19 protein-coding genes and 1 pseudogene are annotated in these 23,772 nt (G+C 46.3%); 12 read left to right on the forward strand and 8 right to left on the reverse strand.

The features are described 5' to 3' along the window. Nucleotides 1–113: 113 nt before the first annotated feature. The 3 genes and pseudogenes from ACESTD_RS00005 to ACESTD_RS00015 form a co-directional block, all read right to left on the reverse strand. Nucleotides 114–365, reverse strand: a pseudogene (locus tag ACESTD_RS00005) (relaxase/mobilization nuclease domain-containing protein); the annotation flags it as partial. Continuing rightward, nucleotides 362–739, reverse strand: a complete 378-nt coding sequence (gene mobC, locus ACESTD_RS00010; RefSeq protein ID WP_022507164.1) for a plasmid mobilization relaxosome protein MobC — start codon at nucleotides 737–739, stop codon at nucleotides 362–364. The gene mobC and the pseudogene ACESTD_RS00005, both read right to left, overlap by 4 nt. Nucleotides 740–982: 243 nt before the next feature. Then, the gene (locus tag ACESTD_RS00015) at nucleotides 983–1,483 is read right to left on the reverse strand and encodes a DUF3408 domain-containing protein (protein WP_373158570.1); all 501 of its coding nucleotides are present in this window, start codon (nucleotides 1,481–1,483) and stop codon (nucleotides 983–985) included. A gap of 746 nt (nucleotides 1,484–2,229) precedes the next feature. Here ACESTD_RS00015 and ACESTD_RS00020 point away from each other — a divergent pair. The 6 genes from ACESTD_RS00020 to ACESTD_RS00045 all read left to right on the forward strand — a co-directional run bounded on the left by ACESTD_RS00020 (nucleotide 2,230) and on the right by ACESTD_RS00045 (nucleotide 10,352). Then, entirely contained in the window at nucleotides 2,230–2,355 is a 126-nt protein-coding gene (locus ACESTD_RS00020) for a hypothetical protein (RefSeq protein ID WP_262893319.1), read from the forward strand. 46 nt (nucleotides 2,356–2,401) lie between these two features. Then, nucleotides 2,402–2,716 (forward strand): helix-turn-helix domain-containing protein, encoded by a 315-nt coding sequence (locus ACESTD_RS00025; protein WP_022507167.1) that lies wholly within the window; start codon nucleotides 2,402–2,404, stop codon nucleotides 2,714–2,716. 31 nt (nucleotides 2,717–2,747) lie between these two features. After that, the gene (locus ACESTD_RS00030; protein ID WP_022507168.1) at nucleotides 2,748–3,059 is read left to right on the forward strand and encodes a helix-turn-helix domain-containing protein; all 312 of its coding nucleotides are present in this window, start codon (nucleotides 2,748–2,750) and stop codon (nucleotides 3,057–3,059) included. Between the two features lie 697 nt (nucleotides 3,060–3,756). After that, nucleotides 3,757–5,655: a methylmalonyl-CoA mutase small subunit gene (gene mutA / locus ACESTD_RS00035; RefSeq protein WP_022401430.1), complete on the forward strand. Its 1,899-nt coding sequence runs from the start codon at nucleotides 3,757–3,759 to the stop codon at nucleotides 5,653–5,655. A 46-nt stretch (nucleotides 5,656–5,701) separates the two neighbouring features. After that, entirely contained in the window at nucleotides 5,702–7,849 is a 2,148-nt protein-coding gene (gene scpA / locus ACESTD_RS00040; RefSeq protein WP_005833154.1) for a methylmalonyl-CoA mutase, read from the forward strand. A 313-nt stretch (nucleotides 7,850–8,162) separates the two neighbouring features. Beyond that, the gene (locus tag ACESTD_RS00045) at nucleotides 8,163–10,352 is read left to right on the forward strand and encodes a DNA topoisomerase 3 (protein WP_117887770.1); all 2,190 of its coding nucleotides are present in this window, start codon (nucleotides 8,163–8,165) and stop codon (nucleotides 10,350–10,352) included. Nucleotides 10,353–10,363: 11 nt separating this feature from the next. Here ACESTD_RS00045 and ACESTD_RS00050 read toward each other — a convergent pair whose 3' ends face one another. The 4 genes from ACESTD_RS00050 to aroC are packed head-to-tail and all read right to left on the reverse strand — an operon-like array spanning nucleotide 10,364 to nucleotide 14,469. Next, on the reverse strand, nucleotides 10,364–10,918 hold the full coding sequence (locus tag ACESTD_RS00050) for an NUDIX hydrolase (protein ID WP_005827192.1): 555 nt from the start codon (nucleotides 10,916–10,918) through the stop codon (nucleotides 10,364–10,366). A gap of 14 nt (nucleotides 10,919–10,932) precedes the next feature. Continuing rightward, entirely contained in the window at nucleotides 10,933–12,012 is a 1,080-nt protein-coding gene (locus ACESTD_RS00055; protein WP_117887768.1) for an anhydro-N-acetylmuramic acid kinase, read from the reverse strand. Between the two features lie 15 nt (nucleotides 12,013–12,027). Further along, nucleotides 12,028–13,383 (reverse strand): dipeptidase, encoded by a 1,356-nt coding sequence (locus ACESTD_RS00060; protein ID WP_373158571.1) that lies wholly within the window; start codon nucleotides 13,381–13,383, stop codon nucleotides 12,028–12,030. 9 nt (nucleotides 13,384–13,392) lie between these two features. Next, nucleotides 13,393–14,469, reverse strand: a complete 1,077-nt coding sequence (aroC, locus tag ACESTD_RS00065) for a chorismate synthase (RefSeq protein ID WP_195288384.1) — start codon at nucleotides 14,467–14,469, stop codon at nucleotides 13,393–13,395. Nucleotides 14,470–14,842: 373 nt separating this feature from the next. On the opposite strand from aroC, the gene ACESTD_RS00070 reads away from it, so the two are divergent. Continuing rightward, nucleotides 14,843–16,195 (forward strand): DUF4925 domain-containing protein, encoded by a 1,353-nt coding sequence (locus tag ACESTD_RS00070; protein ID WP_117600016.1) that lies wholly within the window; start codon nucleotides 14,843–14,845, stop codon nucleotides 16,193–16,195. 121 nt (nucleotides 16,196–16,316) lie between these two features. Further along, entirely contained in the window at nucleotides 16,317–17,597 is a 1,281-nt protein-coding gene (locus ACESTD_RS00075; protein ID WP_117964105.1) for a serine dehydratase subunit alpha family protein, read from the forward strand. Nucleotides 17,598–17,697: 100 nt separating this feature from the next. Here the strand turns inward: ACESTD_RS00075 and ACESTD_RS00080 are convergent, their stop codons facing one another. After that, the gene (locus ACESTD_RS00080; RefSeq protein ID WP_117600018.1) at nucleotides 17,698–18,270 is read right to left on the reverse strand and encodes a peptidylprolyl isomerase; all 573 of its coding nucleotides are present in this window, start codon (nucleotides 18,268–18,270) and stop codon (nucleotides 17,698–17,700) included. A 488-nt stretch (nucleotides 18,271–18,758) separates the two neighbouring features. On the opposite strand from ACESTD_RS00080, the gene ilvD reads away from it, so the two are divergent. From ilvD to ACESTD_RS00100, 4 genes are all read left to right on the forward strand, one after another. Beyond that, complete coding sequence (gene ilvD / locus ACESTD_RS00085; protein WP_195288386.1) at nucleotides 18,759–20,561, forward strand: dihydroxy-acid dehydratase; 1,803 nt, start codon at nucleotides 18,759–18,761, stop codon at nucleotides 20,559–20,561. Nucleotides 20,562–20,652: 91 nt separating this feature from the next. Further along, nucleotides 20,653–22,404 (forward strand): biosynthetic-type acetolactate synthase large subunit, encoded by a 1,752-nt coding sequence (gene ilvB, locus ACESTD_RS00090; protein WP_057087213.1) that lies wholly within the window; start codon nucleotides 20,653–20,655, stop codon nucleotides 22,402–22,404. A gap of 32 nt (nucleotides 22,405–22,436) precedes the next feature. Then, a complete protein-coding gene (gene ilvN / locus ACESTD_RS00095) occupies nucleotides 22,437–22,997 on the forward strand; it encodes an acetolactate synthase small subunit (RefSeq protein WP_005833135.1) in 561 nt (186 codons plus the stop codon). After that, nucleotides 22,997–23,746, forward strand: coding sequence for an acyl-[acyl-carrier-protein] thioesterase (locus tag ACESTD_RS00100; protein WP_034523242.1), 750 nt, complete (start codon nucleotides 22,997–22,999; stop codon nucleotides 23,744–23,746). Before ilvN ends, ACESTD_RS00100 begins: the two co-directional genes overlap by 1 nt. Nucleotides 23,747–23,772: the final 26 nt, after the last annotated feature.

The raw sequence follows: 23,772 nt of genomic DNA on the forward strand, positions 1-23,772 counted from the left end.
AACTAAAATAATAATAACCCCATCGGTCAAGACTTTTTAAGGGGGCATTGTTGAATGTTTTAAGGGGGCAGAATCGCCTGGTTTTAGGGGGCAGCTTACACTGGATTTTCCAACTCTAAAGCAATTTTTGCCATAAACTCATCTGTTAATCGTGGTGCATCTTCAGGCTTAAAACTCAGTGCAATATGCCCTAATGGTTGCTTAATTTTCGGATTTAAGAGACATTGACAGTTGAAACTATCAATCATTTCTTTGTTCGTTCCGAGCAAAACACCATCCGAGGCAAGGATTTTGGCATCGTCTTTACCCATCACATAGCGTACGCATCCGCCAAAGGATTTGCCCTTCTTGATTTTACCTATCATCGGCACCTCCTTTCTGCTGACTTATAGTCGTTCATTATAGACTTGAGTTTTTCGAGTAGCTCCACCACTATATTCTTCGTGCGATAGAAGCCTGTTTGATGCGACAGCTTTGTAAGCTGATTGAGATTGTTTGCCATACCCGTAAGGTTACGGATTACAGCAGCATCCTCAGCCGAATGTTTGGCTACGATTTGTGCATCAAAGGCTGACTCTCGTATGTACTCGGCAAGCGTGCGATTGGCGTTCTTGCTTCGGCGGCGTAACATCTCATAATCGGGCTTTGAGAACTTCACCGTTACCGACTTGGTAAGTCGTTTCAGAGTGCTGACCTGTGGTCGGCCTCTGGGCTTGGGTTTTGTCTTATTCTTTACCATACTTTTTACATTTCATTTGTTTTTCAAATTCGGCTTTTCACAATCTGCGACCATCGGGAGCGGATTACCTCCACCCGTCGGGGTGGAGCGAGGTTTTCGGGTGCAATGGCGGCTCATCCGACATTTTCGGCATCCCGAAAGATAACCTCGCTACACCCCAAGACCGAGGGCTTGCTGCTTCCACCGTCATTGACGGTTTTAGATGGTGTAGACTGTTATTTAGCAGTCCAAGCTGCCGTGATATTACATCCCTTTCCAATGCTCAAAATCATCGGCATATAGTTCGATGTGATGGCGAACGATATTCTCCAACAATCCCGACATACTCATTCTGTCCTCACCGATTTTGCAGGCGAACTTATCGAGCATCTTGCGTAATTTGCCGCTAATGAATACGGGCTTGCGGTCTTCAATCCTGTAAGGTCGCATAAAAGTATTGCGGTACTCCTTCAATGAGAGTTTGCGTTGCTTGCTGCTCACCCTACGTTGAATGGTGGGGGCTGGTGACTGCTCCTCAGAGTTAGCAACCTTTGTCAACTCCTCCGTATCCTCTGGAGTAATCTCATCAGGCTTTGGCTCGACTGATAGTACAGTTTCCTTTGCTGCCAACTCCTCCTTTGAATACTTCTCGGTAGCCAACTCAATGGCGGTCTTGTCAGAATCGTCATTAGAGTCTGATGTACGCTTCAGTCCCATCAACTCCATCATCTCTTCGTTACTGATTTTAATCTCTTTTTTACTCATTTTTTGAATGGTTTTGAAAGTTCAACATATGGTCTTTGTGCACAATTATGACCGATTATCTGCTGCAAAGAAAATATGCATACTATTCTACCACAACTAATTAGGTCTATGTAGGCAATTATGAATTGTATTGCTTTTCAGGCTGATTGGGTAGGCGTTCCGACTTCATGATTCTTCCCAAGTTGAACGATGATGAGCGAGTAATGCCGAAAACCTTAAATGGGAGAATTAAGGTCTTAAATTCAATGGTATATAGACGGACTTCCGAAACATCGGAGGTCGGTCTATCTGTCATTCTGCTTTCATAGAATAAGTGACCGCCTGTATCGGCTGTTCGGGGCAAAAGTTTGGCAGACGGATAGGTATCGGTCTGACAAACGGCAATGCTACGGACAAGATCCGAGACGGGCGGTCGCTTTGTGTATTCTTATATAATATGGACTACAATGTGATGTATGCTTAGAAAGGTATCATCATATACACCTAAAAGTGCCACGACCTGTGCCATATACTGCAACAGGCTCACAAGATGATTGAGGTGTGATTACATATCTATTTCTTTGCACCAAGAAAACGAAATGACGATGAAAAGAGAAACAACAATGATTAAGGATATAATAGGATTTAGTGGTGCTATTCATAACACCGAATATGCAATGATATGTCAGTCTATGACACGTATAGACACCCCCATTGCAATATGCTTTTTACTGCTTTTATTTGCAGTGAAGATACGGCAACGGCTAATGGGAATAGAACAAATTACCGATGTGGGCGTAGTGGAGAATGACGCCAGAGAGTGCCAAATGAGCGCCACACACTGCCACATCTTCAAAACGCTTGGATTGGAGTTTATGCCGACTATATCTTAGCGGAACAAAAGGTTGAGAATATTAAAAACAAATAAAACGAAAGCGTATGGATTTAATCGTTTTTGAGCGTAAGGCATTCGAGGAATTTGCCACGAAGATTGAGCAGTTCATTCTGCGAGTATCGAACTCACCCGTTGTAAAGGGTGGTAGAAAAAAGACAAACAATTGGCTCGACCATCAGGATGTTTGTCAGAAGTTGAAAATCAGCAAGCGAACATTGCAGACCTTGCGAGATAACGGAACTCTTGCCTACACCAAAATCGGTAATCGCACCTACTACCTGCCTGAAGATGTGGATAGCATCGTAAAAAAGGTGGAGGATAGACGCAAGGAGGCCAAATGGCGAGGCAGAGAGATTTAACCGATGTATAACACTAAAAACAATTTGAACTATGTACCAAGAGATGAGAACCAAAGACGATGCGTGGATGCAGTCCATTCACGAGAGTATCGACCAGTTGTCGGAAATCATTGACAGCATTCCAAAAGATGGGGCAACATTACCCAATGACGATGAATATATGTGCGACAAGGAGGTAGCATATATGCTTAAAGTCAGCCGAAGAACATTGAGCGAGTATCGCAGTAACGGGACACTCCCTTATTATGTGCTTGGTGGCAAAGTCCTCTACAAGCGTAGTGAAATTGAGCAAGCCTTGAAACGGGAGTATAACGGCACGCACCTGATGAGTGGCAGCGGATAATCCCTTCTATATTTTTGGAGGGAGCGAAATTTACCGCTTGCCCATATTTTCATCTGATGCAAAATAATAGTGCCCCTATGGATAGATACAAGAACAGCATACAAATGGGTTATCAATGTAAGAACCCTTTTGTATGCTGTCTGTTTGTTTATCTACATTTTCGTCAGTCGCTCATTTCCGTTGCCGTCTGCGGTTTTAAGTACAGGCTTGAAAGGGGAAAGGTTTTCGGGGTGAATACTCTTCAAGGAAGGAAGATTCACCCCGAAACGGCTTGCCGCCCGACCTTTCAACTTTCAAATGAAGTCTGTACTTCCTTTGCAGACGAGCAACGGAAATGGGTGATTGGCGGAATCGGGGAACTCATAATATCACAGATTGATGATAGACTAAATTCAAATAATTGCACCTATACAATGAAATCTTCACCACCTTTTTGCCCATTCATAAAAAAGTTATACCTTTGTACATCAAGAGTTATAACATTGGTGCAAGACAATAATGAACTCTGAAATAGGAACGGTTGCCATCTCGTTACCCAATTTCCATGCAACCCGAATAACCGTTTAATTCTAAGATAATTGCAAATTCTGCGATTTTTTTACTAAAAAAAGATTTTGTTCTAAGTATTTCCTTATATTTGCAAGTCTCTTGATGACAAAAATGAATAGTATTCATCTATTTAAATTTTAAATAAACTATGGCAGACAGTAAAGAAAAACTCTTCTCCGACTTTTCTCCCGTTTCCACTGAGCAGTGGATGGAGAAAGTTACCGCAGACCTGAAAGGGGCGGATTTCGAGAAGAAGCTCGTTTGGAGGACAAACGAAGGATTTAAGGTGAAACCTTTCTACCGTATGGAGGACTTGGAAGGTTTGAAGACAACAGATGCTCTTCCCGGCGAGTTTCCTTATCTCAGAGGTACCAAGAAAGACAACAATGAATGGCTTGTTCGTCAGGAAATCAAAGTGGAATGCCCCAAAGAGGCCAATGCCAAGGCGTTGGACATCTTGAATAAAGGTGTAGATTCACTCTCTTTCCATGTAAAGGCCAAGGAATTGAACGCAGAGTATATTGAAACTTTGTTGAAAGATATCTGCGCGGAATGTGTCGAGTTGAATTTCTCTACCTGCCAGGGGCATGTGGTGGAACTTGCAGAACTTCTTGTCGCTTATTTCCAGAAAAAGGATTATGACTTGACGAAATTGCGGGGCTCCATCAACTATGACTACTTCAACAAGATGCTGGCCAAAGGTAAAGAAAAAGGTGATATGGTGTCAACAGCCAAGGCGCTGCTCGAGGCTACCGCTTCCCTTCCGAAATACCGTGTATTGAATGTGAACGCGTTGACATTAAACAATGCGGGTTCTTATATTTTCCAGGAACTGGGTTATGCTTTGGCTTGGGGTAATGAATATATGAATCAGTTGGTTGATGCCGGTCTGCCGGCTGCAATGGTAGCCAAGAAGATTAAGTTCAATTTCGGTATCAGTTCCAACTACTTCCTTGAAATAGCCAAATTCCGCGCTGCACGTATGCTGTGGGCTAATATTGTGGCTTCTTACAGTCCCGAGTGTCTGCGCGACTGCGACAACAAGGGTAAAGATAACGAATGCCGCTGTGCAGCCAAGATGAAGATTCATGCGGAAACTTCTTCATTCAACTTGACTTTGTTTGATGCACACGTAAACTTGTTGCGTACGCAGACTGAGGCGATGAGTGCCGCCCTTGCCGGCGTTGACTCAATGACGGTTACTCCGTTCGACAAGACTTATGATGCTCCTAACGAATTCTCTGAGCGTATGGCGCGTAACCAACAACTGCTGTTGAAAGAAGAATCGCACTTCGATAAAGTTATTGACCCAGCTGCAGGTTCTTACTATATTGAGAATTTGACCGTCTCTATTGCCAAGCAGGCTTGGGACCTCTTCCTCGCTGTAGAAGAAGACGGTGGTTTCTATGCTTCCGTGAAAGCCGGAAAAGTGCAGGCTGCCGTAAACGAGAGCAACAAGGCGCGTCATGCCGCAGTTGCCAAGCGCAAGGAAGTGCTGTTGGGTACTAACCAGTTCCCCAACTTTAATGAAAAGGCGGGAGATAAGAAACCGGTTGAGGCTACTTGCTGTTGCGGCGGCGGACATACCTGCGAAAAAGATGTTCCGACACTGAACTTTGACCGTGCTGCCAGTGAATTTGAAGCGTTGCGTCTCGAAACAGAGGCTTCCGGCAAACGCCCGAAAGCGTTTATGCTGACTATCGGTAATCTGGCCATGCGCCAGGCACGTGCACAGTACTCTTGCAACTTTCTGGCTTGTGCCGGATACGAAGTTGTGGATAACCTCGGTTTCCCCACCGTAGAAGAAGGTATAGAAGCAGCTATGGCTGCCAAGGCCGACATCGTGGTATTGTGTTCAAGTGATGATGAATATGCAGAATATGCTGTTCCTGCCTTCAAGGCTCTGAATGGCCGTGCCATGTTTATCGTAGCCGGTGCTCCTGCTTGCATGGACGACTTGAAGGCTGCCGGTATCGAGAACTTTATCCATGTCCGTGTCAACGTATTAGAGACATTAAAAGAATTCAACGCCAAACTTTTGAAGTAAGCAACTTCAATCGTAAATCGTAAATCGTCAAATCGTAAATAACATGATGCGAAAAGATTTTAAAAACTTAGATATATATGCCGCTTTTCAGCCCGTCAACGGTGCTGAGTGGCAAAAGGCTAACGGCATCCATGCTGATTGGAAAACGCCGGAACACATTGAGGTGAAGCCTGTTTATACAAAAGAAGACCTTGAGGGAATGGAACACTTGGGCTATGCTGCCGGGCTTCCTCCTTATCTGCGTGGTCCGTACTCGGTGATGTATACGTTGCGTCCTTGGACCATCCGCCAGTATGCAGGCTTTTCCACAGCGGAAGAATCAAATGCCTTTTACCGTCGTAATTTGGCTTCCGGACAGAAAGGTTTGTCCGTAGCTTTCGACTTGGCCACTCACCGTGGCTACGACCCCGACCACGAACGTGTAGTGGGTGACGTAGGTAAGGCAGGTGTATCTATCTGTTCCTTGGAGAATATGAAGGTGTTGTTCGATGGAATTCCTTTGAACAAGATGTCCGTCTCTATGACTATGAACGGTGCCGTACTTCCTGTTATGGCATTCTACATCAACGCAGGTCTGGAGCAGGGTGCCAAGTTGGAAGAAATGGCTGGTACTATCCAGAACGATATCTTGAAGGAATTCATGGTGCGTAATACCTATATCTACCCGCCTGCATTCTCTATGAAGATTATCTCTGACATCTTTGAATATACTTCCCAGAAAATGCCTAAGTTCAACTCTATCTCCATCTCCGGCTACCACATGCAGGAAGCGGGTGCTACGGCAGACATCGAGTTGGCTTACACCCTGGCAGACGGTTTGGAATATCTGCGTGCCGGAACGGCTGCGGGTATTGACATCGATGCTTTCGCACCGCGTCTCTCTTTCTTCTGGGCCATCGGAACGAACCACTTTATGGAAATTGCCAAAATGCGTGCCGCACGTATGTTGTGGGCAAAGATTGTGAAGCAGTTCAACCCGAAGAATCCGAAGTCGCTGGCTTTGCGTACGCACTCCCAGACTTCCGGCTGGTCGCTGACAGAGCAAGACCCGTTCAACAATGTGGGCCGTACTTGTATCGAGGCGATGGCTGCTGCATTGGGACATACTCAGTCACTGCATACCAATGCTCTTGACGAGGCTATTGCCTTGCCGACGGATTTCTCTGCACGTATTGCACGTAATACGCAGATTTATATTCAGGAAGAAACTTACATTTGCAAGAATGTAGACCCATGGGGTGGCTCTTATTATGTGGAAAGTTTGACCAATGAGTTGGCTCACAAGGCTTGGGAATTGATTCAGGAAGTAGAGAAGCTGGGCGGTATGGCAAAAGCCATCGAAACCGGTATTCCCAAGATGCGTATCGAAGAGGCTGCTGCACGTACACAAGCCCGTATTGATAGCGGTTCACAGACCATTGTCGGCGTGAACAAGTATCGTCTGGAGAAAGAAGCTCCGATTGATATTCTTGAAATCGACAATACGGCTGTCCGTCAGGAACAGATTGAGAACCTGAAGCGTCTGAAGGAAGGACGTAACCAGGCGGAAGTGGACAAGGCATTGGAGGCTATTACTGAATGTGTAAAGACCGGTAAGGGAAACTTGCTGGAACTGGCAGTCGAGGCAGCCCGTGTCCGTGCCACTTTGGGGGAAATCTCTTATGCTTGCGAAAAGATTGTAGGACGTTATAAAGCAGTAATTAGAACTATATCAGGCGTGTATTCATCAGAAAGTAAGAATGACAGCGACTTCCACCGTGCTTGTGAATTGGCGGAGAAGTTTGCGAAGAAAGAGGGACGTCAGCCTCGTATCATGGTAGCCAAGATGGGCCAGGACGGTCACGACCGCGGTGCCAAGGTTGTTGCAACCGGATATGCCGACTGTGGCTTCGATGTGGATATGGGACCCTTGTTCCAGACACCGGCCGAGGCTGCCCGTGAAGCGGTTGAGAACGACGTTCATGTAGTAGGGGTTTCTTCATTGGCTGCCGGACACAAGACATTGGTTCCGCAGATTATCGAAGAGCTCAAGAAGTTGGGACGCGAGGATATCGTAGTGATTGCCGGTGGTGTAATTCCCGCACAAGACTATGACTTCCTTTACAAGGCAGGTGTAGCTGCCATCTTTGGCCCCGGTACTCCGGTTGCCAAGGCTGCTTGCCAGATATTGGAAATCTTGTTGGATGAAGAATAATCCGACACGTTAAATGTTAAAAGAGGGACGGTATGTGTTTACATATCCGTCCCTTTTTCTTAATCTGTGTTATAGAACATACTTTTTTAGTTGGATAATTTGCAGATTTATCAGAAGTCCGTATCTTTGCAATGTGTTTTTCATAGTATTAGATTTAAGGTTAACAAAGGTTGGAGTACAGCGGTACTCCTTTTTTTATGTCCGTACGTCAGCTTTGGGGGAGAAAAATCACCTGGTCTATGTTATCGTTTCTTGCTTATAGTTTCGTTCTTGCCCCCTTTTTATTACCTTTGTCCCGCTAAAAGAATAACGAATGATAGTTTGTATTGCCGAAAAGCCCTCTGTGGCGCGTGACATAGCCGATGTATTGGGAGCGAAAGAAAAGAAGGACGGATACATCGAAGGAAACGGATACCAGGTGACCTGGACATTCGGCCATCTTTGTACGCTGAAGGAGCCGCATGAATATACCCCTAACTGGAAGTCATGGAGTTTGGGAAGCCTCCCCATGATACCTCCCCGTTTCGGCATTAAGCTGATTAGCAATCCCACATACGAGCGCCAGTTCCATACGATAGAGAACCTCATGCAACATGCCGATATGATTATAAACTGCGGTGATGCCGGGCAGGAAGGAGAATTGATACAGCGCTGGGTGATGCAGAAAGCCGGGGCACGTTGCCCGGTGAAACGTCTTTGGATATCTTCATTGACAGAGGAAGCCATCCGTGAGGGCTTTGCCAAGCTGCGCGATGCGTCGGATTTCCAGCCTTTGTACGAAGCAGGCTTGTCGCGTGCCATTGGCGACTGGCTGCTCGGGATGAATGCCACCCGCCTCTACACCATGAAGTATGGGCAGAACCGGCAGGTACTTTCTATCGGCCGTGTGCAAACGCCGACACTGGCGCTGATTGTAAACCGTCAGTTGGAAATACAGAATTTTGTTCCCAAGCAATACTGGGAGCTGAAGACCGTCTATCGAGATACCACTTTCTCCACCATCCTCCGGAAAAGTGAGGAGGAACTGGTATTGGAAGCCGAGAAGCAGAAAGAGGCTATAGCTGCCGGGAAGAAACCTAAAAAAGAAGAAGAGAATCGGGGTATCGACCCCATTACCGACCGCGAACGTGGGCTTGTTTTATTGGACCAGATTAAGAATTCTCTTTTTACCGTGACGGATGTCACCAAGAAAGAGGGGAGGGAGGCGCCACTCCGCTTGTTTGACTTGACTTCTTTGCAAGTGGAATGTAACAAGAAGTTTGCCTATTCCGCTGATGAGACGCTGAAAATCATCCAGTCTTTGTATGAGAAGAAAGTGGCTACCTATCCACGTGTAGACACTACCTATTTGAGTGATGACATCTATCCCAAATGCCCCGGCATCTTGAAAGGTCTGCGTGATTACGAGACATTTACAGCCCCTTTGACAGGAACTGCATTGTTGAAGTCCAAAAAGGTTTTCGATAACTCGAAGGTAACAGACCACCACGCCATTATTCCTACCGGTCAGCATCCGCAGAATCTGACGGATATGGAGCGTCGCGTATTCGATTTGATAGCACGCCGTTTCATTGCTGTATTCTATCCCGATTGTAAGTTTGCCACTACCACCGTATTGGGCGAGGTAGAGAGCATAGAGTTCAAGGCTACCGGCAAGCAGATTCTGGAACCGGGTTGGCGTATTATCTTCGGCATCCCCTCGGCACAATCGCAGGAGGAGAAAGAGGAGAAGGGAGAAGAGGAGAATGTGCTTCCGGCTTTTGTGAAAGGAGAAAGCGGACCGCACGTCCCCGATTTGTATGAGAAGTGGACGCAGCCGCCCCGGCCTTATACGGAAGCCACCCTGCTGCGTGCTATGGAAACGGCGGGCAAGCTGGTGGATAACGACGAACTGCGTGATGCGCTGAAGGAAAACGGTATCGGTCGTCCATCTACCCGTGCAGCCATCATCGAGACGCTGTTCAAGCGAAACTATATCCGCAAGGAAAAGAAGAATCTGATAGCCACCCCTACCGGTGTGGAGCTGATACAGATTATCCATGAGGAGCTGTTGAAGTCGGCGGAACTGACCGGTATCTGGGAGAAAAAGCTACGTGAGATAGAAAGGCGGACATATAATGCCGGACAATTCTTGGAAGAATTGAAGCAGATGGTATCGGAAGTCGTGATGAGTGTACTTTCTGATAACAGCAACCGCCACATCACCATCCAAGCGCCTGCTCCCGAAAAGGGCAGTAAGGCTTCTGCCAAGACAGAGGCTGCCGATAAGCCGAAAAAGGAACCGAAGAAAAGAACACCGAGAAAGTCTGCCGCCGCAGGTAAAAAGACGGAGCAGGCTTCGGGCGCTGTGGCAGCTTCAAGTACGGAGGCTTCCGTACAAGCTGACGATTTCGTCGGTCAGCCTTGTCCGCTTTGCGGAAAAGGTACCGTTATCAAGGGGAAAACGGCTTACGGTTGTTCCGAATGGAAATCCGGATGCACATTCCGTAAGCCGTTTGAATAAGGGTAATCACATTAAATAATTCTCTCCGCCATGTATTTCCAGAGGGGAGCAGCCATCAGCGCCTGGCGGATGCTTCCTTGCTGCAGCAATTCCTTGACCTCCTGCAAGGAAAGCAGGTGTACGGTCAGGTTTTCCGTATCTTCCAACTGTTGCTCGGAGATTTTCTCCACGTCCGTAGCCAGGAAACAGTAGGTAATGTTGGTGTGGGTACTTGGATTGGGAGAGATTTGCATGAACTCTTTCCATACTCCGTTTCCATAGCCGGTTTCTTCCAAAAGTTCCCGTTGTGCGGAAACCATCGGAGAGCCGTCCTCTTCTTCGCATACCCCTGCACAGAGCTCATAGGACGTTTCTTGTATGCCATGCCGGTATTGGCGGATAAAGACAAATTGTCCGTCACGGGTGATGGCAATGGTATTCACCCAGTTGGGATATTCCAATATATAATAGGAGGGAATGTGGTTGCCGTTGGGCAGTACTACATGGTCTTTACGCACAGTGAGCCATGGGGCCCGATGAAGGTATTCGCTGGATAAGACGGTCCAGGTGTCTTTTGATTTTTCCATAATGGTAGAATTGACTATATTTTAAACAGCATCCCTCCGATATTATCTGTCGTGGCTCCCGTCACCGAGGCGAGGCATCCGGGTGTGTCCGCCATATAGAGGGCACCCAGGAAAGCAAAGATTAGGGCTTCCTTGTATTCTATGATTTGCCGGCTGGGAATCACGATCTCACACGGACACAAGGCGTCGATACGTTCTATGAGGAACTTGTTGAATGCACCTCCGCCGGTAATCAGCAGTTTTCCGTTACCATCGGGCAAGGGGTGGGCGGTGATGATGCGTGATATTTGCCAGGCGGCATGCTCGTAAAAGGTACGTAGCATATTCTCCATACTCAAGCCATAACGCTCGAGCATGGGATATACCAGCGTTTCCACCCACTCCCGTCCCAATGACTTCGGTCCGGACTGATGGTAGAAATCCATTCCGTTCAGTTCGTCCAGCAGTTCTTGGCAGATGTTGCCTTGCCGTGCTATCTCGCCGTCACGGTCAAATTCCAATCCTATTTGCCGGCAGTAATGGTTGATGACGTAATTCACCGGACTGATGTCAAAAGCGATGCGCCGCTCGTCCTGCTCGAATGAGATGTTGGAGAAACCGCCGATATTCAAACAGAAGTCGTAGTCGGCAAAAAGCAACCGGTCGCCAATAGGTACGAGTGGAGCGCCCTGCCCACCCAGCATGATGTCCAGCCGCCGGAAATCCGAAACGGTAGGTATACGGGTTTCAGCGGCAATGGCGGCTCCGTCACCTATTTGGTACATGATTCTCTTTTGAGGCTCATGGAAGATGGTATGCCCGTGGGAGGCGATAATATCGGGGTGGACTCCAAATTCTTGCATGAACTCGTTGACACGTTCACCGAGAAACTTTCCATAGGAGCTGTGGAAAGTGATGAACTCCAAAGCACTCATTGTCTGTGCACCGGTACCCAATATCTGCTTCATGGCGTCGGGGTAGCTATAGCCTTTTGCACAGTCTATGTGGAAAGACCATTTTCCGGCTTGCTGCCGGAAAGTGCAACAACATACGTCCAGCCCGTCAAGGGAAGTGCCGGACATCAGGCCGATGGCTTGAATTTGGAAGTCTTTCATCCTGATTTTCTTGTTTTATTTATAATTGAGGTAGAATTCGACAACAGCTTCTATTCCTTTACGGAAGATGTCCAACGGTATATTCTCATTAGGTGAGTGGATGGCGTTGGATTCGAGCCCGAAGCCCATCAGAATGGTTTTGATGCCCAGTACTTGCTCGAAAGTGGAGATGATGGGGATACTTCCACCCCGACGCACTGCCAGCGGTTTCTTTCCAAAAGCTTTTTCAAAACCTTTTTCGGCGGCTTGGTAGGCGGGTAGGGTGATGGGACATACATATCCTTGGCCTCCATGCATCGGAGTGACTTTTACCTGTACTGAATCCGGCGCTATGTCCAGAATGTAGTCGGCAAAGAGCCGGGATATCTTGTGGTGGTCCTGGTGGGGAACCAACCGGCAGGATACCTTGGCGTATGCCTTGGATGGGAGCACGGTCTTGGACCCTTCACCCGTATATCCGCCCCAGATGCCGCATACGTCGAAAGACGGACGGCAACTATTACGTTCCAGCGTACTGTAACCTTTCTCTCCGAAAAGTGCTTTTACATGGATAGCCTTTTTGTATTTCTCTTCGTCGAAAGGAATGCGGGCTATCATGTCGCGCTCGGCTTGGGGAACTTCTTCCACATCGTCATAGAAGCCCGGTACGGTGATACGTCCCTCTGCGTCCGTCACTTGGCTGATTATCTGGCAAAGCACATTGATGGGGTTGGCAACAGCACCGCCGAAGTGACCGCTGTGTAGGTCGCGGTTGGGGCCGGTCACTTCTATTTCCCAATAGGCCAGTCCGCGCAGTCCGGTGGTCAGTGAAGGCAGGTCTGCACCAAGCATGCTGGTGTCCGAAACCAGAATGACGTCTGCTTTCAGCAACTCTTTGTGCTCCTGGCAGAAGCTTTCTAAGCTGGGCGAACCGATTTCTTCTTCTCCTTCGAAGATGAATTTTACGTTGGTTTGCAGCAGTTCGTTGCGTACGAGGTATTCAAACGCTTTCACTTGTATGAAAGATTGCCCTTTGTCATCATCAGCACCACGTGCCCAGATATGTTCGTCGCGTATTTCCGGTTCAAAGGGGGCGCTTTTCCAAAGTTCGAGAGGTTCGGCTGGCATCACGTCGTAGTGGGCATATACCAATACGGTCTTGGCGTCCGGGTCTACGATTTTCTGTCCAAAAACAATCGGGTTGCCTTTGGAGGGCATTACGAGGGCTTCATCCGCTCCGGCTTCGAGCAGCAACTGTGCCCAGCGTTCGGCGCAGGCAAGCATATCGTCGTGATGCTCGGGTTTGGCACTGATGCTTGGAATGCGAATGAGGCTGAACAAGTCTTCCAGCATTTTAGGCTCGTTCTCGGTGATGTATTTCTTTATTTCCATGGGTGAATATTATAGTTGTGTTGTTCTGTCAATCAGGTAATAATCCAACAATGTCATTGCTGTCATTGCTTCCACGATGGGTACTGCGCGTGGCAATACACACGGGTCATGGCGTCCTCGGGCTTTCAGGGTGGTGTCTACACCGTCAATGTTCACGGTGTGTTGCTCCATCAGTACGGTTGCCACGGGTTTGAAGGCTACACGGAAATAGATGTCTTGCCCGTTACTGATTCCACCTTGTATACCGCCCGAATGATTGGTGCGGGTCTCGATACGTCCGTTATTGTTGTAGAACACATCATTCTGCTCCGAGCCTTTCTGCTTTAATCCCTTGAAACCGTCTCCATACTCGAATGCTTTTGCTGCATTGATGCTGAGCATGGCTGCTCCAAGTGCTGCATGGAGCTTGCCGAATACGGGTTGTCCCAGTCCGATGGGGCATCCTTTGACGACACAAGTCACCACTCCTCCGATGGTATCTCCTTCTCCCTTTATCTTGAAGATGAGTTCTTCCATTTCTTTTGCCTTCGCCGGGTCGGGGCAGCGGACCGGATTGGTCTCTATCAGGTCGAGGTCGTATGCGGTATAATTTTCTTCAAGGCGGATAGGACCTACTTGTGAAGTGTACGCCGTGATGTGTATACCCAGCTGCTTCAGCGCCAATTTGGCCAGTGCACCCGCTACTACACGCGAGATTGTTTCACGGGCTGATGAACGTCCGCCTCCGCGGTGGTCGCGGATGCCATATTTCACTTTATAAGTATAGTCGGCATGTGACGGTCGGTAGACTTCTTTCAGATTATTGTAATCGTCAGAATGCTGGTTTTGGTTCCATACAATGAATCCTATGGGGCAGCCTGTGGATTTTCCTTCGAAGATGCCGGAGAGGAACTCCACTTTGTCACCCTCTTTCCGAGCAGTAGTGATACGTGACTGTCCGGGGCGGCGTCGGTCGAGCTCTGCCTGGACGAAATCCATATCAATGGCTATTCCTGCAGGGAATCCGTCTATCACTCCTCCCACACCCTTACCGTGTGATTCCCCAAAACTGGTAAGACGGAGAATATTTCCAAATGAGTTGAACATATCAAATGCTTTAAAGGTTTATATATGAGGTTAATGTGCCAATACGCTTTATAGGAAATGCTTTTGACTTTATAAAGATAACAACTTTTTTCATAAAACGTTTAAGGAAATAAGATAAAAAATCCTTTCCGTATAAAGTTGCCTGCCTTTACCAGAGTTTGGCTAATGGTTTGTTCTTTATAAAAATGGCTTACTCTTTATGAAATATACATCGGAATTTCACTCGTAATGATGAAAAAAGGAACATCTATTTTTTAGAAAAGACCTTGTACTGTAACCTTAAAAAGTGTTACTTTGCACCTTTAATTTAAAATGGGAAATTAATAGCTCCCTTGGGAAGCTTTTTATTAACTAAACAAGTACTCAAAAAAGTATGAAAAAGAATTTATTTTATTTATTTGCATTGATCTGTTCAATGAGTTTATTCACGGCTTGTAGTGATGATGACGATGAAAATTGGAAGAAAGTGCCTAATCAGATTATTACAGCTGAAAATCTGGAACTGGAAACTAATATTCCAACAAGTTCTGATGCTAGTATGAAATTAGCGATGACCGATGCGCAGAATGGTATTTTGACGTTGAATAAAGTGGTTAGAGGTGCAGATGAAATAGAAATTAATGTGACTGTTGTTGAACAGACAGACGGTACTTTTAAGTTTCAAGGCGAGAAAAGTGTAACGCCTGCTACTAAGGCGGCTTGGGTGCTGCTTAGCTCTACGAATGTGAAAGTTTCGGGTACTATCACATTAGAAGGGAAAGCTGCAGTTACGGTTTCTACGGAGTTTGTAGGAGATATCGTGAAGAAATATCAGTTGTGTGATGCTGTTTATTATGCTGATTCTAAAGATAGAACCAATATTTATGCTCCGGGAAGATTGACTTGGGTATCGCCTTATGGAGAAGGTGGTAATGCAGGGATTGCAGCGGATAATATCTCGACAGTAGGGACAAATGTCCTATCTGCGGCTATGATACAGCTTTTGAAAGATGTGGAGTTCAAAGCTGACGGTTCTATTGTAGCCAGCTATGCAGAAGAAATAAACATTACTATGGATCAGATGATTATGGCCGGTATGGGACAGCTCCCTTCAACGGACGGCATTGTTTGGAAATCTTCTCCTGCAAATCTGGCTTATTGGTATGTGAAGGGTGAGCATATCTATGTTGTGCTGAATATTCCTGCCATTGTAACCGAAGCATTGAAAGATGCTGAGGATTCTCAAGTGACTCCGGAAGCTATTTTGCAGATTATAGAAATGGTGAAGAGCATGAGTGGAGCTGACATCAAGAATTTGTTGGGTCAGTTGTTGGCTGGACTTGAAGATGATAATATGCTGAAAAAGTTAGATATTTCTAAAATTTCCGATAGTGATATTGAAAAACTGATTGGCTATGTAATCGATGGTTTCCCCTTGAACTATAGAACTACCCAATTGGAGATAAAGAACGAGGAAGAGCTCGTAAGAACGGTAAATGATCTCTCTATCTATCTGGATAAGGATTTATTTGATATTTTTATGCCTGCTCTCTATCCGATGTTACCTGATGTAGATATGTTGTTAAAGAACACGAACATTGAATTCTGGGGACAGAGTATACCTTTGTGGAATATGATCCAGATGCTGACTGCCTTGAACTCAATGACTGAAATAGAAGGAATTTGGAATGTTACTACCAGATTCAATTTAGGTATAAGTCTTGGTGACAATTCTTATAAAAAATAAGAAAAGATTTTTCTTTATCTATAAAGAGGGTTCTGTGCTTGGAATCCTCTTTTTTATTTTTTTGTTCGTTTTATTATAGAATAAAATACATTATCTTTGCCTGCATCAAATTTGAATAAATATGACTGAAACGGAAAGACTGCAAATCATTACCCTTGTCAAGAACGAGGTCGTCCCTGCCATTGGTTGTACAGAACCTATAGCTGTAGCATTGTGTGTAGCAAAGGCTGTGGAAGTGTTGAATAAGCGTCCCGAAAAGATAACCGTATTGCTGAGTGCCAATATTCTGAAGAATGCAATGGGAGTGGGTATTCCTGGTACGGGGATGATTGGATTACCGATTGCTGTGGCACTTGGCGCTTTAATAGGCAAGTCGGCATATCAATTGGAGGTTTTGAAAGACAGTACCCCTGATGCAGTGGAGGCAGGAAAGCGTTTCATAGAAGAAAAGCGTATCCATATATCCTTAAAAGACGATATAGAAGAGAAACTTTATATAGAAGTCTGCTGTGAAGCCGATACGGACAAGGCAACCGCCATTATTGCTGGTGGACATACTTGCTTTACTTATATAACGCACAACGGGGACATCCTGCTGGACAAACAAACCGCTTCTTGCTTCGAAGAGGAGGAGGATGTATTGGACTTGACTTTACGCAAAGTGTATGACTTCGCCATGACAACCCCATTAGACGACATTCGTTTTATTCTTGATACGGCACGACTGAACAAGACTGCCGCCGAACGTTCCTTCGAAGGTGAATATGGTCATGGACTGGGTAAAATCCTACGTGGCACTTACGAACACCGGATTATGGGCGACAGTGTCTTCTCTCATATCCTTTCTTACACTTCGGGAGCATGTGATGCCCGTATGGCCGGTGCCATGATTCCGGTGATGAGCAATTCCGGCAGTGGCAATCAAGGGATATCCGCTACCCTTCCCGTACTGGTCTATGCCGAAGAAAATGGAAAATCGGAAGAAGAATTGATTCGTGCCTTGATGTTGAGCCATTTAACAGTAATCTATATCAAGCAGAGTTTGGGACGCTTATCTGCCTTATGCGGTTGTGTGGTTGCTGCCACGGGTTCCAGTTGCGGTATAACCTGGCTAATGGGAGGAACTTATGAACAAGTGGCATATGCTGTGCAGAACATGATTGCCAATCTTACCGGAATGATTTGTGATGGTGCCAAACCCAGTTGTGCCTTGAAAGTAACTACCGGAGTTTCAACCGCAGTGCTTTCAGCCATCATGGCCATGGAAAACCGTTGTGTAACTTCCGTAGAAGGTATTATTGATGAGGATGTGGATCAGAGTATCCGCAATCTGACAAAAATAGGTTCCAAAGGAATGAATGAAACGGATAAGTTGGTATTGGAAATAATGACAAGTAAATAATATAGAAATTAAAGAATTAAAAATTAAAGAATTACCATGCGGCATGCTTAATACAGTGTAGCTTGGTTCCTTAATTTCTAATTCTTTAATTTTTAATTCTTTAGTGGCAGCATCCGCCTCCACATTCATGGTCGCCGCATCCGTCGCCACAGTCACCACAACCGCAGCTGCCGCAACCGCCACCCATCATACGGGCGACTTCGGCAAGTTCTTCGTTTGTAGCCAGGCGGCTTTCCACTACTTCTCCAGTGAAGTTCAAGTCACAACCTGCGAGCGGATGGTTCATATCCATTACGACGATATCTTCCTTCACTTCTACCACACTTCCGTTGATGCGTTGACCTTCAGAAGTCATCAAGGGGATAACGGCACCTTCTACTACACGATCGCTGTCGAATTTCCCTTCTATCATAAAGATTTCTTTGGGGAGGTCAATAACATGGTCGTCGTCATATTCACCATAAGCTTCTGATGCCGGAATGGTAAAGTCGAATTTATCGCCTATCTGCAAGTCTTTTATCTGGGCTTCAAAGGGTTCGAGTGTCATTCCCAGCCCTGAGATAAACTGAAAAGGATGCTCTACGGGTGCTTCTTCTTCGAAATCTTTTTCTCCGTTTTCGATTGAGTACAGCTTATATGCTACGGTGATGTACTTGTTTTCTACTGTTTCCATTAATTTTCTATCTTTATTTAATTAGTAAATACTTTTTTTGAGTATTTGAAGAGACAAAGATACGAATTATTTGTTTCGGGATGTAGAGAGCCTTTGGTAATTTTCAGATTATTAAATGGTTTCAATGATTGGCAATACATTTACATTGGCTGTCCGAATGGTTCTATTTAGAACTGTTAAGTGATAAAATAGGATTTTAGGGCGATATTTTCTTACGATTATTCATATTTATCTTATTTTCTTATTCAATTTGTTTGGAGATTATAAAAAAGCCCTTACCTTTGCAGCACATTTGAAACAAAAAAGAAGAATTAAGTTATGAATTTACATACATCTATTAACCTGGCATTCCTGCATATTATTCGCGTCGTGGTGGTGGCATCAAGAGCGTGAGAAAGGTTATGTATGTATTCGTATGTTAGAAGATAATTTATTAAGCCTTTCTCACTATAGTGGGAGAGGCTTTTTCATTAAAAGGAGATTTGAAAATGAAGCATCAGTTACGCAGCTCGTTCAGCACACAAGGTCGCCGCATGGCGGGAGCCCGTGCATTGTGGACGGCGAATGGTATGAAGAAGGAACAGATGGGTAAGCCCATTATCGCTATAGTCAATTCATTTACACAATTCGTCCCCGGGCATGTACACCTGCACGAAATAGGCCAGTTTGTAAAGGAAGAGATTGAAAAGTTGGGGTGTTTTGCTGCGGAGTTCAATACGATTGCCATTGACGACGGTATCGCTATGGGACACGACGGTATGCTTTATTCCCTGCCTTCAAGAGATATCATTGCCGATAGTGTGGAGTATATGGTAAATGCCCATAAGGCGGATGCTATGGTTTGCATCAGTAACTGTGACAAGATTACTCCGGGAATGCTGATGGCGGCTATGAGGCTGAATATACCGACTGTGTTTGTTTCAGGCGGGCCGATGGAAGCCGGGGAATGGAACGGACAGCATTTGGATTTGATTGATGCCATGATTAAATCTGCTGATGACAGTGTGGGCGATAAAGAGGTGGCACAGATTGAGCAACATGCCTGTCCCACTTGCGGATGCTGCTCAGGCATGTTTACCGCTAATTCCATGAATTGCTTGAATGAAGCGATTGGATTGGCACTGCCCGGTAACGGCACGATTGTAGCCACTCACGAAAATCGCAAGAAACTGTTTGAGGATGCAGCCAGGTTGATTGTAGAGAATGCCTTTAGATATTATGAAGAAGGGGATGAGAGTGTACTCCCGCACAGTATTGCTACCCGCGAGGCATTTTTGAATGCCATGACGCTGGATATTGCGATGGGCGGTTCTACTAATACAGTACTCCATTTGTTGGCTGTGGCTCACGAAGCCGGAGCGGATTTTAAGATGGATGACATTGACATGCTCTCCCGCAAGACCCCCTGCTTATGCAAGGTGGCTCCCAATACCCAAAAGTATCATGTACAAGACGTTAACCGTGCCGGTGGCATCATTGCCATCATGGATGAGCTAGCCAAGGGCGGATTGGTCGATACGAATGTCCGCCGTGTGGATGGAATGACGTTGGCAGAGGCAATCGACCGGTATAGTATTACCAGCTCTAATGTATGTAAAGAGGCAATCAAGAAATACTCCAGTGCGGCAGCCGGAAAGTTCAATCTGGTACTCGGCTCACAAAATGCGTCTTATAAGGAACTCGATACGGACCGTGCGACCGGTTGTATCCGTGATTTGGAACATGCATACAGCAAGGATGGCGGTCTGGCGGTTTTGAAGGGAAATATAGCTCAGGACGGTTGCGTTGTCAAGACTGCCGGTGTAGACGAGAGTATCTGGAAATTTACGGGGCCGGCGAAAGTCTTCGACTCACAAGATGCGGCTTGTGACGGTATTCTGGGTGGAAAGGTGGTCAGTGGAGACGTCGTCGTCATCACTCACGAAGGGCCGAAAGGTGGACCGGGTATGCAAGAGATGCTTTATCCTACTTCTTATATCAAATCCCGCCATCTGGGTAAGGAGTGTGCATTGATTACCGACGGGCGTTTCAGTGGTGGTACTTCCGGACTAAGTATCGGACATGTTTCTCCCGAAGCGGCTGCCGGTGGTAATATCGGCAAGATTAAGGATGGGGACATTATCGAAATTGATATACCGAACCGTTCTATCAATGTGAAGTTGACGGATGAAGAGCTTGCAGCACGCCCTATGACTCCGGTAACCCGCAACCGTGAAGTCTCCAAAGCATTGAAAGCATATGCCAGTATGGTGAGTTCCGCTGACAAAGGGGCTGTGAGGCTGATTGATTAAAAGCCCCCCTTTCCGAAAGCGAGGGGAGGAGAGAATGAAACAAATTTTTCAAGCTACTATTGAGCTTTTAAATATAATGAATAGATAAAGTATGGCTGATAATAATAAAAAGAGTAACTTTTCCTCCCTCTCCCAAGGAGAGGGTCGGGGTGAGGCTCTAATAACAGGCGCAGAAGCATTGATGCGCTCTCTGGAGCATCAGGGAGTAAAGACTATTTTCGGTTATCCGGGAGGGAGCATCATGCCGGTATTCGATGCCTTATACGACCATCGGAAGGAATTGAACCACATCTTGGTTCGTCATGAACAAGGAGCAACCCATGCGGCACAAGGCTTTGCACGTGTATCAGGCGAGGTTGGCGTTTGTCTGGTTACCAGTGGACCGGGTGCTACCAATACTATCACGGGCATTGCAGATGCCATGATTGACAGTACGCCTATCGTTGTCATTGCCGGCCAGGTAGGGACGAACTTCTTGGGTACGGATGCATTTCAAGAAGTGGACTTGGTAGGCATTACTCAGCCTATCACGAAATGGAGTTACCAGATTCGTCGTGCAGAAGATGTGGCCTGGGCAGTGGCACGTGCTTTCTATGTGGCAAAGAGCGGACGTCCGGGACCGGTCGTGCTGGATTTTGCTAAAAACGCCCAAGTGGAGAAAACAGAATATGCGCCTACTAAGGTGGACTATGTCCGTAGCTATCTTCCCGTTCCCGAAATGGAGCCGGAGGCCATACGGCAGGCTGCTGAATTAATAAATGGTGCGGAACGGCCTTTGGTGCTGGTAGGACAAGGCGTGGAGCTGGGAGAAGCCCAGCAAGAGCTTCGTGCTTTCATTGAGAAAGCCGGAATGCCTGCCGGATGCACTTTATTGGGACTTTCCGCATTACCTACGAACCATCCGTTGAACAAAGGAATGCTTGGTATGCACGGTAACCTGGGGCCCAATATCAATACCAATAAATGTGATGTCCTTATCGCCGTAGGCATGCGCTTTGATGACCGTGTGACGGGTAAATTGGAAACATATGCCAAGCAGGCGAAGATTATCCACTTTGATATTGACCCTGCCGAAATAGATAAGAATGTAAAGACCGATGTTGCTGTCCTGGGAGATTGCAAAGAGACACTGGCTGCCGTTACCCAATTGCTGGAACCCGCCAACCATCAGGAATGGATTGACAGTTTCCGGCAATACGAGGAAGTGGAAGAGGAAAAGGTAATCCGTCCGGAATTACATCCGGCAGGAAAAGCGCTAAGCATGGGTGAGGTGGTGCGTGCTGTGAGTGAGGCTACCCATAACGGGGCGATATTGGTGACTGATGTCGGCCAGAATCAGATGATGTCCGCCCGTTATTTCAAATACAGCAAGGAACGTAGCATTGTTACTTCCGGTGGCCTGGGTACTATGGGCTTCGGCCTTCCGGCAGCTATCGGTGCCACTTTTGGACGTCCGGACCGCACGGTATGCGTATTCATGGGAGACGGCGGCTTGCAGATGAACCTGCAGGAACTGGGTACCATCATGGAACAAAAGGCTCCGGTGAAGATGATTCTGTTGAACAATAACTTCTTGGGCAATGTTCGTCAATGGCAGGCGATGTTCTTCAATCGTCGTTATTCGTTTACTCCGATGATGAATCCGGATTATATGAAGATTGCTTCGGCATATGATATTCCTGCACGCAGGGTAATGACCCGCGAGGAGCTGGCAAAAGCGATTGACGAGATGATAGCGACTGACGGACCGTTCCTGCTCGAAGCTTGTGTGGAGGAAGAAGGAAATGTAATGCCGATGACACCTCCGGGCGGTTCGGTCAATCAGATGTTGTTGGAATGCTGAAGTCATGCGAAATTAAAGAATTTACTCTATCTATGGATAAAAAACTATATACAATCATTGTTCATTCGGAAAACTTTGCCGGTTTGCTGAATCAAGTGACGGCTGTGTTTACCCGTCGGCAGATAAACATCGAAAGTTTAAATGTATCGGCCTCCTCCATCAAGGGGGTACATAAATATACCATTACCGCTTGGACGGACAAGGATACCATTGAAAAGGTGACCAAGCAGATTACCAAGAAAATAGATGTGCTGCAAGCCCATTATTTTACGGATGATGAAATCTATCAGCACGAGATTGCTCTCTATAAAATAACGACCCCTACGCTGGAAGAAAAACCGGAGGTGTCCAAAGTAATCCGTAAGTACAATGCCCGTATTGTGGAGGTGAATGCTGTATTTGCCATTGTTGAGAAGAATGGCATGAGTGAGGAAATAACCAATCTTTATGAGGAGTTGCGCCAGTTGGATTGCGTACTTCAGTTCGTCCGTTCGGGTCGCGTAGCCATTACGACCAGCTGCTTTGAGCGTGTCAATGAATATCTGGCGGACCGTGAAGCAAAATATCGTCAAAGTAAACACCAGGAATCATGATGAGCGAGAACAATAAGATAGGTACCTACAAGTTTGTTGCCGAACCGTTTCATGTCGACTTTACCGGACGGCTGACAATGGGAGTATTGGGCAACCATTTGTTGAATTGTGCGGGTTTCCATGCCAGCGACCGCGGTTTTGGCATCGCGACTCTAAACGAGGACAATTATACTTGGGTATTGTCCCGTCTGGCTGTCGAACTGGATGAAATGCCTTATCAGTACGAAGATTTCTCCATTCAGACTTGGGTGGAGAATGTCTATCGCCTTTTTACAGACCGTAATTTCGCTATCATCGATAAGGAGGGTAAGAAGATTGGGTATGCACGTTCCGTTTGGGCGATGATTAGCATGAATACCCGTAAGCCGGCAGATTTGCTGGCTCTTCATAGTGGCAGCATTGTAGATTATGTTTGTGATGAGCCTTGTCCGATAGAAAAACCTTCGCGGATAAAGGTGGCCTCAAAGGAACCGGTTGCTGCTTTGGTAGCCAAATACAGTGATATTGACATTAACGGGCATGTGAACAGCATCCGTTACATCGAGCATATCCTTGATTTGTTCCCGATAGAGATGTATAAGGAGAAGCGCATCCGTCGTTTTGAAATGGCATATGTAGCCGAAAGCTATTATGGGGATGAGTTGACTTTGTTCATGGATGATGCCGGTGAGGGCGTTTACGATGTGGAGGTGAAAAAGAATGGCAGCGAAGTGGTCTGTCGCTCTAAAGTGATATTTACAGAGAAATAAATAAATTTATCAACGTTGGCGTAAGC

This window comes from Bacteroides sp. AR20 (genome assembly GCF_964250605.1).
GTDB classification, from domain to species: Bacteria; Bacteroidota; Bacteroidia; order Bacteroidales; family Bacteroidaceae; genus Bacteroides; species Bacteroides uniformis.